The sequence below is a fragment of the Actinacidiphila acidipaludis genome, from assembly GCF_019890725.1.
Classification (GTDB): domain Bacteria; phylum Actinomycetota; class Actinomycetes; order Streptomycetales; family Streptomycetaceae; genus Actinacidiphila; species Actinacidiphila acidipaludis.
In genome coordinates this window covers 64,966-78,358 of the sequence record NZ_JAINZZ010000003.1, presented here as the reverse complement: position 1 = coordinate 78,358, position 13,393 = coordinate 64,966, and the positions used below count along the sequence as shown (strand labels likewise).

11 protein-coding genes are annotated in these 13,393 nt (G+C 73.6%); 8 read left to right on the top strand and 3 right to left on the bottom strand.

What is annotated here, in order from left to right; translation table 11 throughout:
- Positions 1 to 87 precede the first annotated feature (87 nt).
- The gene (locus tag K7862_RS03655) at positions 88 to 381 is read left to right on the top strand and encodes a hypothetical protein (protein WP_222960537.1); all 294 of its coding nucleotides are present in this window, start codon (positions 88 to 90) and stop codon (positions 379 to 381) included.
- A gap of 136 nt (positions 382 to 517) precedes the next feature.
- Here the strand turns inward: K7862_RS03655 and panD are convergent, their stop codons facing one another.
- Both panD and K7862_RS03645 read right to left on the bottom strand, forming a co-directional pair.
- Positions 518 to 940: an aspartate 1-decarboxylase gene (panD, locus tag K7862_RS03650; protein ID WP_222960535.1), complete on the bottom strand. Its 423-nt coding sequence runs from the start codon at positions 938 to 940 to the stop codon at positions 518 to 520.
- A gap of 197 nt (positions 941 to 1,137) precedes the next feature.
- Positions 1,138 to 3,042 (bottom strand): FUSC family protein, encoded by a 1,905-nt coding sequence (locus K7862_RS03645; RefSeq protein WP_222960532.1) that lies wholly within the window; start codon positions 3,040 to 3,042, stop codon positions 1,138 to 1,140.
- Positions 3,043 to 3,286: 244 nt separating this feature from the next.
- Between K7862_RS03645 and K7862_RS03640 the strand changes: the two genes are divergently transcribed.
- The 4 genes from K7862_RS03640 (at position 3,287) to K7862_RS03625 (ending at position 8,054) form a co-directional block, all read left to right on the top strand.
- Positions 3,287 to 3,751, top strand: coding sequence for a MarR family winged helix-turn-helix transcriptional regulator (locus K7862_RS03640; RefSeq protein WP_222960530.1), 465 nt, complete (start codon positions 3,287 to 3,289; stop codon positions 3,749 to 3,751).
- A 221-nt stretch (positions 3,752 to 3,972) separates the two neighbouring features.
- A complete protein-coding gene (locus K7862_RS03635) occupies positions 3,973 to 4,185 on the top strand; it encodes a heavy-metal-associated domain-containing protein (protein ID WP_222960528.1) in 213 nt (70 codons plus the stop codon).
- Positions 4,186 to 4,463: 278 nt separating this feature from the next.
- Positions 4,464 to 6,746, top strand: coding sequence for a heavy metal translocating P-type ATPase (locus tag K7862_RS03630; protein ID WP_222960874.1), 2,283 nt, complete (start codon positions 4,464 to 4,466; stop codon positions 6,744 to 6,746).
- Positions 6,747 to 6,872: 126 nt separating this feature from the next.
- The gene (locus tag K7862_RS03625; RefSeq protein WP_222960526.1) at positions 6,873 to 8,054 is read left to right on the top strand and encodes a winged helix DNA-binding domain-containing protein; all 1,182 of its coding nucleotides are present in this window, start codon (positions 6,873 to 6,875) and stop codon (positions 8,052 to 8,054) included.
- Here the strand turns inward: K7862_RS03625 and K7862_RS03620 are convergent.
- On the bottom strand, positions 8,046 to 10,241 hold the full coding sequence (locus K7862_RS03620) for a D-alanyl-D-alanine carboxypeptidase family protein (RefSeq protein WP_308011827.1): 2,196 nt from the start codon (positions 10,239 to 10,241) through the stop codon (positions 8,046 to 8,048). The genes K7862_RS03625 and K7862_RS03620 overlap by 9 nt on opposite strands.
- 676 nt (positions 10,242 to 10,917) lie before the next feature.
- On the opposite strand from K7862_RS03620, the gene K7862_RS03615 reads away from it, so the two are divergent.
- The 3 genes from K7862_RS03615 (at position 10,918) to K7862_RS03605 (ending at position 13,331) form a co-directional block, all read left to right on the top strand.
- Entirely contained in the window at positions 10,918 to 11,619 is a 702-nt protein-coding gene (locus K7862_RS03615) for a GOLPH3/VPS74 family protein (protein WP_222960522.1), read from the top strand.
- A 425-nt stretch (positions 11,620 to 12,044) separates the two neighbouring features.
- Positions 12,045 to 12,899, top strand: coding sequence for a helix-turn-helix domain-containing protein (locus K7862_RS03610; RefSeq protein ID WP_222960519.1), 855 nt, complete (start codon positions 12,045 to 12,047; stop codon positions 12,897 to 12,899).
- Positions 12,900 to 13,121: 222 nt separating this feature from the next.
- The gene (locus tag K7862_RS03605; RefSeq protein WP_222960517.1) at positions 13,122 to 13,331 is read left to right on the top strand and encodes a DUF397 domain-containing protein; all 210 of its coding nucleotides are present in this window, start codon (positions 13,122 to 13,124) and stop codon (positions 13,329 to 13,331) included.
- The last annotated feature ends 62 nt before the right edge of the window (positions 13,332 to 13,393 follow it).

Below are 13,393 nucleotides of genomic sequence, written 5' to 3'. Positions count from 1 at the left end.
GGGGCGGTGCCGAGGCGTGGCGGGGCCGCCACACGCCGTGGCGAAACCGATTCGGGATTGTCAGTGGCGCCGCCTAGGCTGGTTCACATGTTTGGGGGAAGTCTCGATCAGGCGAACGCCGGGGAGCCGGACGGCTCGACCGCGCCGGCCGGCACGACCGCCGCGCGGAGCACCGTGCCGGCCATGAACGCCGCGCACTCGGCGAACGCGGCCCTGCGCGCATACGTGCAGGAGCACGGCGACCGAGCGTGGACGCCGGAGGAACTGAAGGAACTGGCGCGACTGCGCGCCGAGTGGACGGCCGCCGTGCGCGGCGTCCGTGTGGAGATACGCCCGGTCCCGGGCCCCGTCAGGGGGTCGGCCGTGGTGACCGCTGCTTGAAGAGAAGAGTGAGCCCGTCCGACCCGCCTCGCACGGCGGCCTGCCGCGGCCCTGTAAGGGCCGACCGCAGTCCTCGCGAGGCGGGTCGTCTGCTGTCGGGGCGGCCCACCCCGCTGAGGGGCGGGCCCGCGGGGGCTCAGACCCGGACGGCCGCGTGGGGCGGGCGGACGTCGTCCGAGCCGGGGACGGGCTCCGCGGTGTCGTCGCCGAGGGCGACGATGCGGTTGTCGGCGTCGACGTGCACGACCGCCGGGCGCAGGGTGCGGGCCTCGGCATCGTCGACCTGGGCGTAGCTGATCAGGATGACCAGGTCACCGGGGTGGACCAGGTGCGCCGCGGCGCCGTTGATGCCGATGACGCCGGAGCCGCGTTCGCCCTCGATGATGTACGTCTCCAGGCGGGCGCCGTTGGTGATGTCGACGATGTGCACGAGTTCGCCGGGCAGCAGGTCGGCCGCGTCCAGGAGGTCGGCGTCGACGGTCACGGAGCCCACATAGTGCAGATCCGCCTGGGTCACGGTGGCCCGGTGGATCTTGGACTTGAACATGGTGCGCAGCACGGTGCCGCCTCCTGGTGAACGAGCTGGTCGCGTCCGCAGCCGCGGTACGCGCCGACGCACCAAGAGTAGGGCCCGGGCCGGGGTACGGAACCGGGGCCCTGGGCGGGAGTGCGGAAGATCTCAGCGGCGGGGCGGGCCGGGGCCGCCCGGGGTCGGGCGGCCGTGTCGCCGGGCGCCGTGGGGCCGGGTCTGCGGCCTCAGCCCACCGCCGGAACCGAGGTGGGTGCGGGGGCGGGAACGGGCTGAGGGCCCGAGGGGAGCCGGTCGTAGAGGTCGGCGAGTGCGGCGTTCAGGCTGATCAGGTGCGAGGGGCCGCTGCGGGCCCGGCGCGGAGGCTCGGCGTCGGGGCGGTGGCCGAGCCTGCGGCGGACCTGGCCGGTGTTCAGCGCCGCGAGGCCGAGCTGGGCCCGGGCGGCGGCCAGTTCGCCCACTTCGGCGGCCGCGAGGGCGCGGACGGCGGGGGCGCAGGCGGCGAGGGCGTCGGCCCAGTCCGCGGCGTGGGTGGCGGCGCTTCCGGTGGCGGCGCTTCCGAGGGCGGCGGTCCGGCGGCGTGGGATGCGGTCGAGGGCGGCGCGGAGGGCGCGGAGGAGGGGGGTGGGCAGGGAGCGGGCGACCTGCCGCGGGAGGTGCTGCCGGGGGTGGTGGACGAGTGAACGGTGCGCGCGGGCGGGGGCGGCCGCGGCGGCCAGGTCCTGCGCGGCCTTGTCGAAGGCGCGGGCCAGTCGCCGTATCTCCGCGGGCTGCGGCTGCTCCGCGCGGGCGGCGGCGAGCACCTCCTGCAGCACCTGCAGCGCTCGGGCCGCGCGGCCGCGCAGCACCGTCTCGGTCCGCAGCGGCAGCACGAAGAAGGCGGCCGCGATGCCGCAGACCGAGCCGAGCAGAATGCCCTCGGGCCGCTGGATGAGCAGCGCCGCGCCCTGCTCGCCGTTCATGGAGTAGAGGACGGCCAGCATGCTGGTGACGCAGAACGCCCAGGCGGCGTAGGTGACGTCGCGCAGCCACAGCCCGGTCACCAGGTAGGCGAAGATCACGACCACCGCGAGGGGCGGCTCGCCCGCCACCAGGTGGGCGATCAGGGTGCCGGTGACGCCGCCGGCGAACGCGCCGGCGATGCGCAGCCCGCTGCGGTGCACCACGTCGCCGCGGCCGCGGGCCGCGCTGCACACCACGAAGGACGTGATGACCGTCCACGTCCAGTGGTGCGCGAACGCCAGGTGCCCGGCCGCGAAGGCGGCGGCCATGGCGACCGCGAGCTGGGCCGACAGACGGGTCTGCGGCTGCAGGTCGAACCGACCGCCGGTCCGGCGCCGGGGCGCGGGCGCGTCCGGTACGGGGTACTCGCCGGCCCGGATCGCGCGCACGGTCGCCGCGCGGTCGCGCAGCTCGTCGAGTGCGGCGGCCCAGCGTTCGGGTTCGATGTCGGCGGCGGGCCGCGCCGCGAGGACCTCGGCCTGGAGCACGGCGGCGGACAGCTCGTCCAGCGGGCTGTGGTCGGCGCCCTTGTGCAGCCGCGCTGCGGCGAGCCGGTCCTCGACGGTGAGGGCCGCCCGGTGCAGGGCGCGTTCCGCGCGGCCGCGGGTACGGATGGTGGCCTCCGGGGGCAGGGCGCGCAGCCGGACCGCGGCCTGGAGCACGTCGCCCGCGGCGGCTGCCGCCTCACGCGTGGGCCGGGCCGGCATGACCGCGAGCACGGCGATCACCGCGGCGACCGCGACGAGTCCGGCGAGGCCGCCCCACAGCGGACCGGTCGCGCGGGCGGCGCTCGGCGGCACCGGCACCACGAGGACGGACAGCAGCGGGGTGAGGGCCAGCCGGCCGAAGCGACGCACTTTGCCGCCGAACCGCATGAGGTACCGGGACGCCGAGACCGCGCCGACGTAGGCCGCGGCGCCGAGGGCGGCGTGCCCCAGCATGAAGCGCCCGGTGAAGGCGGCGAGGATGCCGATGGCGGGCACGTAGGCGAGGGCGGACAGCCGGTGCGGGAGGCTGGTCCCGTGCAGCGAGCGCGAGACGAGGACGGCGACCACGGTCGCGATCACCACCATGCCGCCGGGCAGATGAGCCGATCGGACGACCACGTCGGTGACCACCAAGGCCGTCACAGCGGCGAGGACGGTTCGTACAGCGGCGCGCCATCTCACCCTTCCGGGGTCGAGGAGGCACAGTCGGATCATCATAGGTGTCCTCATCTCACGATTCCTACGCCTTACGTACGACTATCCGCCCGAATCGCGTCACCACATGCCCAGCTCATCGCACAAGATTCCCGTAAGTCGCGGAAAGTCACCCTCATCGCCTCGAATACCCGACCTCTAGATGATACGCAAAGCTGAGGAAATCGCCGCCATGTTTCCCCCGCCCTCCACCGATCCGGCATCCACGCTGCGCCGCGCGGTCAACCGCCTCGGCCGTCGCATGCGCGCCGAGCGGCTGCCCGACGCACTGCCCAGCGGGCGGCTCGGCCTCCTCGCCCAGCTCTACCGCGAGGGCCCGACCACACCCGGTGCGCTGGCCACCGCCCTGCACGTCCAACCGCAGTCGCTCACCCGCACGCTGGCCGCACTCCAGGAGGACGGCCTGGTGACCCGGGTGCGGGACGCCGCGGACGGCAGGCAGTACCGCATCGAGCTGACGCAGAGCGGCTTCGCGGCGATGGCGCGCGACGTCGAGCACCGCGACGCATGGCTGCGCGCCCGCATGGAGGCGGAGCTCAACGAGACCGAGCGCGAGCTGCTCCGGCTGGCCGCCGGCCTGCTCGACCGTCTCGCGGCGGACGAGTGGCCTGCGGACGAACGGCCGTCACGGGGGTGACCCCGGACAGGTGACCGCGCGGGCGGACAGGTGATGTTCGGCAGGTGACCGCGGACGGGTGACGGCAGGCAGGTGACGGTCACCACACGGCCGGGGCGCCCTGCGCCTCGATACCCCTAGGGGGTATATGGTTGTGGTGAACGGAGGGAAACCGCCCTTCGGAACGGCACCGCGCGGCGCCCGCGCGATGCCCCGCAGGCCACAGGAACGAGGAGCGCACCATGAGCGAGGCCGTCTACACCGTCACCGGGATGAGCTGCGGTCACTGCGAGTCCGCGGTCAGCAAGGAGATCACCGCGATCCCCGGCGTCACGTCGGTCACCGCCGTGGCCAAGACCGGGCTGCTGACCATCGCCTCCGAGCAGCCGCTGGACGACGACGCCGTCCGCGCGGCCGTGGACGAGGCGGGCTACGCGCTCGTCGGCCGCGCCTGACCGCACGGCGAAGGGCCCTCGGCCACGCGACGCGCGGGCGCGCGACAGACGGCACGCCCGCACACGCCGCACGGCGTGCGGCCCACGCACCAGTCAGCCGCCGGGCACGCCGAGCGCGGACAGGCACCGCGCCCGGACGTCAGCGGCACACGCAGCACACGCAGCAGCACAGAGGACGCCAGGGGATCAGGGGAAGCAGGCGAACGCACGTGGCGACGACAGTGGGGAACGACGGCGGGACGGCGCAGCAGCAGCGGGTCGAGCTGGAGATCGGCGGCATGACCTGCGCGTCCTGCGCCGCCCGGATCGAGAAGAAGCTCAACCGGATGGACGGCGTCACCGCCACCGTCAACTACGCCACCGAGAAGGCGAAGGTGGCGTACGACGACGCGGCCGGCGTCGCCGTCGCCGACCTGATCGCGACGGTCGAGGCCACCGGCTACACCGCCGCCCTGCCCGCGCCCCCGACTCCCCCGCCCGGCGCGTCCGGTGACCCCGATGCGGACGGCCGAACGGACGCGGAAGCCACCGGCGGCACCGGTGGCCGGTCCGCGGCCGACCTCGAACTGGTCACCCTGCGGCAGCGGCTGATGACGGCGGTGGTGCTGGCCGTGCCGGTGATCGTGCTGTCGATGGTCCCGGCGCTGCAGTTCACCAACTGGCAGTGGCTGGCGCTGACGCTGGCCTCCCCCGTCGCCGTCTACGCCGCCTGGCCGTTCCACCGCGCGGCCTGGGTCAACGCCCGCCACGGCGCCGCGACCATGGACACCCTGGTCTCGGTCGGCACGCTCGCCGCCTACGGCTGGTCCCTGTGGGCGCTGTTCTTCGGCACCGCGGGCATGGCCGGGATGAAGCACCCGTTCTCCTTCGCCGTGTCCCGCGGGGGCGGCAGCGGGGAGATCTATCTGGAGGCCGCGGCAGGCGTGACCGCGTTCATCCTCGCCGGGCGCTACTTCGAGGCCCGCGCCAAGCGACGGGCCGGCGCGGCCCTGCGCGCCCTGATGGAACTGGGCGCCAAGGACGTGGCCGTGCTGCGTGAGGGCCCCGCGGGGACTCGGGAAGTGCGCGTACCCGTCGCCGAGCTGGCGGTCGGTGACCGCTTCGTGGTGCGCCCCGGCGAGAAGATCGCCACCGACGGGGTGGTGCGCGAGGGCGGCTCGGCCGTCGATGCTTCGATGCTCACCGGCGAGTCGGTCCCGGTCGAGGTCGGACCCGGCTCCGCCGTCACCGGCGCGACGGTGAACGCCGGCGGGCGCATCGTCGTCGAGGCCGTGAAGGTCGGCGCCGACACCCAACTCGCCCGGATGGCCCGCCTGGTGGCCGACGCGCAGAACGGCAAGGCGGCGGCCCAGCGGCTCGCCGACCGGATCTCGGCGGTGTTCGTGCCGGTGGTCATCGCCCTCGCGCTGGCCACGCTCGGCGTGTGGCTCGCGATCGGCGAGGGGCCGACCGCGGCCTTCACCGCCGCCGTCGCCGTGCTCATCATCGCCTGCCCGTGCGCGCTGGGACTGGCCACGCCGACCGCCCTGATGGTCGGCACCGGCCGCGGCGCCCAGCTCGGCATCCTCATCAAGGGCCCCGAGGTGCTGGAGTCCACCCGGGCCGTCGACACCGTGGTGCTCGACAAGACCGGCACGGTCACCACCGGCGCCATGGCGCTGACCGGCGTCCACCCGGCCGAAGGGGTCGAGGAGAAGGACGTGCTGCGGTTCGCGGGCGCGCTCGAGCACGCCTCGGAGCACCCCGTCGCCCGCGCCATCGCGACGGGAGCGGCCGACGTCGTCGGCGACCTGCCGCCCGTGGAGGCCGACTTCGCGAACGTGCCCGGGCTCGGGGTGCGCGGCACGGTCGAGGGCCACCAGGTGCTGGCGGGCCGCGGACGCCTGCTGCGGGACGCCGGTATGGCGCTGCCACCCGAGCTCGCGGAGGCGCAGGCGGCGGCCGAGGCCCGCGGCGCCACCGCGGTCACCGTCGGCTGGGACGGCGCCGCCCGCGCGGTGCTGACCGTGGCCGACCGGGTGAAGCCCACGAGCGCCGAGGCGGTGCGGCGGCTGCGCGCGCTGGGGCTGCGGCCGGTACTCCTGACCGGGGACAACGCGGCCGTCGCCGCGGCCGTCGCGGCGCAGGTCGGCATCGCCGCGGACGACGTCCACTCCGAGGTGCTGCCCGAGGACAAGGTGGACGTGGTGCGGCGCCTGCAGGAGCAGGGGCGGACGGTCGCGATGGTCGGTGACGGCGTCAACGACGCGGCGGCGCTCGCCCAGGCCGACCTCGGACTCGCGATGGGCACCGGCACCGACGCGGCCATCGAGGCGGGCGACCTGACGCTGGTGCGCGGGGACCTGCGGACGGCCGCGGACGCCATCCGGCTGTCACGCCGGACGCTCGGCACGATCAAGGCGAACCTGTTCTGGGCCTTCGCCTACAACACCGCGGCGCTCCCGCTGGCCGCCCTCGGCCTGCTCAACCCGATGATCGCGGGTGCGGCGATGGCCTTCTCCTCGGTCTTCGTCGTCGGCAACAGCCTGCGCCTGCGCCGCTTCCGCCCGCTCGCGGAGTGAGCCGGCCGCCGGGGCGGTACGCCATGCGTGTGCCGGGGCCAGGGACCGCCCCGGCCCCGGCGGACGATGTGACGCCGTCCGCTCGATGACCCCGCAAGGGCCGCACCGCGATGTGAGGATGGGGGGATGGCTGAGCGGTGGCAGGTCACGGCGCAGGAGCGGACCGCGCGGGTGGCGCGTCGGCTGATGGGGCGGGGTGCGGCGGGCGCCGAGGAGGTGACCGGCGCGCTGGTGGCGCTGCACGCCACCGATCCGGCGACGGTGTTCCTCTCCGTCGACGCGCGCCTCGCGAAGCCCGAGCGGACCTTCGAGGCGGTCGAGGCGGCGCTGTACGGGCCGGACGCGGGGCTGGTGCGCATGCTGGCGATGCGGCGGACCATGTTCGTCGTCAGCCGGGACAGCGCCCCCGACGTGTACGCGGCCGCCGGCCGGCCCATCGCGGTCAGCGAACGCAAGAAGCTGCTGGCGTTCCTCGCCGAGGGCGGCGGCTGGGACGAGAAGTGGCTCGCCGCCGCCGAGGACGCGGTGTCCGACACCCTGACCGCGAAAGGCGAGCTGAGCGGCGCGCAACTCTCCCGCCTGGTTCCCCAGTTGCGCGAGCAGGTGGTGGTCGCCCGCGGCAAGCCCTACGAGACGACCCAGAACGTCGCCAGCCGCATCATCCGGACGATGGCCGCGGAGAACCGGATCGAACGGCGCCGGCCCGCGGGGACGTGGACCAGCAGCCAGTTCCGGTGGGCCCCGGCCCGGCCACTGGAGGACCGCCCCGCCGACGCGGCCCGCGCCGCCGTCGTCCGGGCCTGGCTGGCCGCGTACGGGCCCGGCAGCGAGGCCGACCTGAAGTGGTGGACGGGCTGGACGCTCACGGCCGTCAGAAAGGCGCTCGCGACCGTCGGCGCCGAAGAGGTGCGGCTGGCGCCGGGCGCCGGTGACGCGACGGGGTACGTCCTGCCGGGTGACGCGGCGGCCACCGAGGCGCCCGCGCCCGAGGCTGCGCTGCTGCCCGCTCTGGACCCGGCTGCGATGGGATGGCAGGACCGGGACTGGTTCCTGCCGCAGGAGCACCGGGCCGCGCTCTTCGACCGCACCGGCAACGTCGGCCCGACCGTCTGGTGGGGCGGCGAGGTGATCGGCGGCTGGGGGCAGCGAGCCGACGGGACCGTGGTGTGGCGGCAGTTGACCGACCGCGGCGCGAAGGCCGCGGCGGCCGTCGACGATGCCGCGGCCGGGCTGACCGCCCGGCTCGGGGGCGTACGGGTCACCCCGCGCTTCCGTACGCCCCTGGAGCGCGAACTCGGCTCAGCCTAGGCGGGTCAGCTTCTTCCCGAACGACGGTGCGTGCAGGTCGGTCTGGAGCACCACCGGCACGGTGGTGCGGGCCGAGCCCGTGCCGAAGCCGATCGTGCCCACCTCGGTGCCGGCCTTCGCGTCGTGCGGGATGCCGCCGGTCAGCGGGTCGAGCGTGACCTTGGCGGTCATGCCGGGCCAGCCGATCGCCTTCAGGTCGGCGCTCGCCACCACCGGGGTGCTGCCGCCGAGCCCGTCGTCGACCTCGCCGACGACCTCGCCCTTCTTCAGTATGGTCGCCGAGGTCAGGCCGCCCTGGACCGAGTTGATCAGCGCCTGGCTGCGGGTGAGCGCGACGTTCAGGCTGTCGTTGACGGTGACGCCGCCGCGCTGCTGCAGCACCACGCCGAGGATCAGCTGCTGCTTGCCGTCGATCGTCCGGTGCGCCGCCCACATCAGGGCGCCGCCGGCCGGGGTGCTGGAGCCGGTCTTGACGCCGACCACGCCCAGGTTCACCAGGTCGTTGTTGTTGTTGTAGATCGTGCCGACACCCGGGATGTCCGCGTTCGGCATCGCCACGACGGAACGGAAGACGTCGTTCTTCATGACCTCGCGGGCCAGCTTGAGCAGGTCCACCGCCGTGCTCTGCGTGGTCGACTCGAAGCCGCTCGCGCCGGTGTAGGTGGTGTGGGTCATGCCCAGGCCCTTCGCCGTCTTCATCATCTTGGCGACGAAGGCCTCCTGTGTGCCGGCGTCCCAACGAGCCAGCAGCCGGGCGATGTTGTTGCCCGACGGGATGAGGAGCAGCTGCAGCATCTGCCGTTCGGTGAACTTCTGGCCCTTCTTGACCTTCGCCGTCGACTCCTCGGTGGACTGCGACTCGGCGGCGGCCTGCGCGTCCACGGTGATCAGCGGGCCGTTCTCCTTGCCGCTGAGCGGGTGGTCGTGCAGGACGACGTACGCGGTCATCACCTTGGTGACGCTGGCGATCGGCACGGGCGTCTGGGCGCCGTGCACCCCGAGCGAGCCCAGGCCCTCCACCTCGACGGCCGACTGCCCCTGGGAGGGCCACGGCATCGACTGCGGGAGGGCAGTGCCGCTGAAGGTGTACGAGGGCGCCGTGGTCGACGCCAGCGAGGGCGCCGGCAGCGGACGCAGCGCCTGAACCAGGACGAAGGCCAGCGCGAGCAGGACGACCAGCGGCGTCCAGATCTTGACGCGGCGCACAGAGGTGCGCAGCAGTGTCTCCGGCGGAGGCGGGGTGTTCGTCAGCTCCGCGAGCAGCTTCAGCGGGTCCTTGTCCGGCGTCGGCGGCACGGGCATGGTCCGGGTGCCCTGCGGGCCCACGGCCTCGCTCTCGCCGGTCTCCGGAACCGCGGCGGGCGGCAGCGGGGCCTTGCCCTTGGCGGGCGAGGCGGGCGCCTCGGTGGGGACGGTCCGGGCGCGCGTGGGCGTTCCGGGCTTGCCGAACGCGACGGCACCGCCCGGCTCGTCGGCCGACCGTCCGTACAGGTCCGACACCAGCGGCCGCACCACGGGCTCGCCCTGGGGAGCGGGCTTGGGCTCCGCATCCTTGGGGGCCGGCTTCGGGTCGGCGTCCTTGGGCGTGGCTTTGGCATCTGCCGCCTTGGGCGCGGGCCTGGACTCGGCGTCCTGAGGGGCGGCCTTGGGCTCCGCATCCTCAGGCGCAGCCTTCGCGTCCGTCACCTTGGGTGCGGGCTCGGGCTCGACGTCCCTAGGTGCGGCCTTCGCATCCGCCGCCTTAGACGCGGCCTCGGGCTCGACGTCCCTAGGTGCGGCCTTCTCATCCTTCGCCTTGGGCTCCGCATCCTTAGGCACGGCGTTCGACCCCGCACCCTTAGGTGCGGCCTTGGACTGCGCATCCTTAGGCGCGGACTTCGACCCCGCATCCTTGGGCGCGGTGAGCGTGTCGGCCCGGAGCCGGGTGGTGGGCTGATCCGTGGGCCCCTCCTCCGCGTCCTGGACGTCACCGGCGTCCTCGGCGTCCTCGGTCGCGTCCTCCGCGTCCGGACCGCCGGACCCGTCCTCGTCGGCCGAGCCCTCGTCCGTGGAGCCGTCCTCGTCCTCGCCCGCGGCAACGTCATCCGCGTGGTCGCCGCCCGTCCGTGCGGGGGACTCGGCCACCGAGGTGGCGGCGGGCGCGTGCGGCGGAGTGTCCTCGTCCGCACCAGCAGCCACAGAGGTCACGTCAGCCTCATTCGTCCCGGAGCCCGCATCACGATTCGATTCCGTTTTCACGCCCCCGGAGGCCGAGGCGCGTGGGGCGGAAGTGTCGCGTGGCGTAGCCGGGGCGGATGGGGAGTCGACGTCGGCTACGTCGTTCGCCGTATTCGCCGTCGAGGCGGAGGTGGACGCGGAGGCCGGATGCGGACGCACGCCGGCGGCCGGCCCGTCCACGGCGCCCGGGGCGGACGGGGCGGAAGCGGAAGGGGTTCCGACGGCACCGCCGGTGCCGCGTTCCTCGCGGATGTCGGAGGACCGCAACGCCTCACGCACCTCACGCGTCCCAGTGGACGCCCCGAACACCGCCAGCCTCGGATCCGCGCCGATCCGGTCGGCCACCTCCCCCGACGTCTCCTTTTGCTGCTCCTTGCCGGGGGACTCGCCCGCCACGCAGACCTCCTCCACAGATCGTCATTACTCGTGCACACATCGTGAGGGGCGCCACGGATCTGGCGCCCCTAGCCCTGCTGAACCACACTGGCAAGTGTCCCGCGACCGGCGCGCAGGCCGTCTGCGACACCCCACCACCCCGTAGACGAGAACGACATACCACCCGGTTCCCGCCGATAAGGCAGAGGCACTCTCGACAGGCCGGTGTGAGAGGCGTCACCCTGTCATTCATCCACGCGGGGAGGCATGGATGGGCAAGAGCCGCAGAACAATTCCGGAAGAGCTGCTGCTGCTCGCACTGGACCCGGCCACCGGGACAACAGCGCAGCCTCAGTCGCTCGACCTCGGCCTCGCCGGGGCACAGCTCGTCGAGCTGGCCCTGGCCGGACGGATAGCCCCTGACGGGGATCGTATCGCCGTGGTGCACCCACGGCCGACTGGAGATCCGACTCTGGACTCCGCGCTCGAACTGCTGCGGCGACGCGGCAGCCCGGTGCGCGCCGTCCACTGGATCGGCGGGCCCCGGCTGGGGCTGCGCCAGACGTATCTCGTGCACTTGGAACGGTGCGGCATGGTGCACGCCGTACCGGGCCAGATGTGCGGGGTGCTGCCGACGACTCGCTATCAGGCGACCGACAGCGCGGTCAGCCGGGAGATCAGGTCCCGGCTCGACTCGGCGATCCGCACCGGCGTCCCGCCGGACCCGCGGACCGCGGCGCTCGCCGCGCTCGCCCACTCGGTGGGGCTCGGCAAGCACCTGTATCCCGGGAACGAGGGCCGGTCCTCGCGATCGCGCCTGCGTGACCTGATCCGGTACGACCCGATGGGCGGCCTCGTCGCGCACGCCGTGATGGACGTGCAGAACGGGGTGGCGGCGCAGCCGAAACGGCCGCCCGCCCAGGCGCAGCGCTCCGCGGGCCACGGCACGATGGCCCGGGCGGGCGCGCGCTGACGCACCGGCACACCGCACCTCCGGCACCACCCCTGGCTCCATCTCGCACCGCCTTGCAACGCTCGCACACCCGATAAGGACGGTCACGGTGTCCGCCGGCAGGGACCGGACACCGAGGCCACCGGCCTGAGGCCGGGGCGGCCGTCCGCAGCGAGTCCCCCCTCTGGGAGCCGCTGCGACGCGCGGGTCGGCGGCGTCCCGGACGTGTTCCGGGCGCCGGCGCCCCGCGCGTCGCGCTTTCCGGGGTCCGGCCCGCTGCGGGTTCGCTTTGCCCGTTCCCCGGGACGGAAACGGACTCCGGCGGGGAAGCGGGAAGAAAACGACCGGGCGCGGACAAGCTTGTTCCGCTCAATCGCCAGCGCGGTGATGACCGGTAGTGGCAGTCTGCTGACCATCAGTACGTTCAGCGTGGAGGTGCAGTCCCCGTGGTCGCCAACGTCAACCCCACCGTCAGGCGCCGCCGGCTCGGTTCGGAGCTGCGCAAGCTCCGCGAGCAGAAGGGCATGACGGCCGAGGAGGTGGCGGCCCGGCTGCTCGTCTCCCAGTCGAAGATCAGCCGCCTGGAGAACGGGCGGCGCAGTATCAGCCAGCGGGACGTCCGCGACCTGTGCGGGGTGTACGGCGTCGAGGACGTCCGGATCGTCGACTCCCTGATGCAGATGGCCAAGGAGTCGCGGCAGCAGGGCTGGTGGCACGCCTTCGGCGACATCCCGTACAGCGTGTACATCGGGCTGGAGACGGAGGCGGCGAGCCTGCGGGTGTTCGAGCCCCAAGTGGTGCCCGGTCTGCTGCAGACCCAGGCGTACGCGAGCGCGGTGATCGCCGGCAACCTGCCGGAGGCCACGCCGGAGCAGGTCGACAAGCGGGTCAACGTGCGCCTGCGCCGCCAGGAGCGGATCACCGACGACGAGGCTCCGCTGCGGATGTGGGCGGTGGTCGACGAGGCGGCGCTGTGCCGCAAGGTCGGCTCCAACGAGATCATGAAGGAACAGCTCGCGCATCTGGTGGAGTTGAGCCACCTGCCGCATGTGACGGTGCAGGTGCTTCCCTTCGAGGCCGGCGCGCACCCGGGCCTGAGCGGGCAGTTCGCGGTGCTGGAGTTCACCGACGCCACCGATGCCACGGTGGTGTACCTGGAGGGCGTCAACAGCGACCTTTACCTGGAGAAGGACACCGACGTGCAGGCGTACAGCGTGATGTACGAGCACCTGCGGGCCCAGGCGCTGAGCGCCGAGCAGAGCCGGACCTTCATCGGCGAGCGGGCTCAGCGCTACGCCTAGGGGGACGCCCGGGGAGGCGCCGGATCCGGCCCTGCGGGGCCGGAGGGGGCGGCACGGTACACCTCGGCGCGTCCAACTGTGAAGGGTTGTATAGAATATGCCATCCGGTTGGGTGAAGCTGCCCACCGCTGCGTGATGTTGGCGAGTAGCGTCGTGGGCGTTCAGTCAATGGCGCAAAGGCGACCGCCCGCGCCGCCGTCACCAGCACAGACCGGAGCAGAGATGGCAATCAAGCTGGGCAGCACCCACGCGTGGAAGAAGTCCTCGCGTTCCACCGGGAACGGCGCCTGTGTGGAAGTGAAGTCCCCGGCCGTGCAGGCCGTGGTCGTCCGCGACTCCAAGGACCCGCAGGGCCCGGTTCTGACTTTTTCCCCGGACGCCTGGGCGTCCTTCGTCACTGATGTGGACCGCGGCGCGTTCGACCTGCGCTGAGCGGCGCATCCGACGCACCGTCCACGGGCCTGACGGGTCCGTGCCCGACACCGCAGCAGCAG

Coding starts and splice junctions, on each gene's coding strand:
- K7862_RS03655 (WP_222960537.1), top strand. CDS start 88: ATGTTTGGGGGAAGTCTCGATCAGGCGAACGCCGGGGAGCCGGACGGC.
- K7862_RS03640 (WP_222960530.1), top strand. CDS start 3,287: ATGTTTCCCCCGCCCTCCACCGATCCGGCATCCACGCTGCGCCGCGCG.
- K7862_RS03635 (WP_222960528.1), top strand. CDS start 3,973: ATGAGCGAGGCCGTCTACACCGTCACCGGGATGAGCTGCGGTCACTGC.
- K7862_RS03630 (WP_222960874.1), top strand. CDS start 4,464: ATGACCTGCGCGTCCTGCGCCGCCCGGATCGAGAAGAAGCTCAACCGG.
- K7862_RS03625 (WP_222960526.1), top strand. CDS start 6,873: ATGGCTGAGCGGTGGCAGGTCACGGCGCAGGAGCGGACCGCGCGGGTG.
- K7862_RS03615 (WP_222960522.1), top strand. CDS start 10,918: ATGGGCAAGAGCCGCAGAACAATTCCGGAAGAGCTGCTGCTGCTCGCA.
- K7862_RS03605 (WP_222960517.1), top strand. CDS start 13,122: ATGGCAATCAAGCTGGGCAGCACCCACGCGTGGAAGAAGTCCTCGCGT.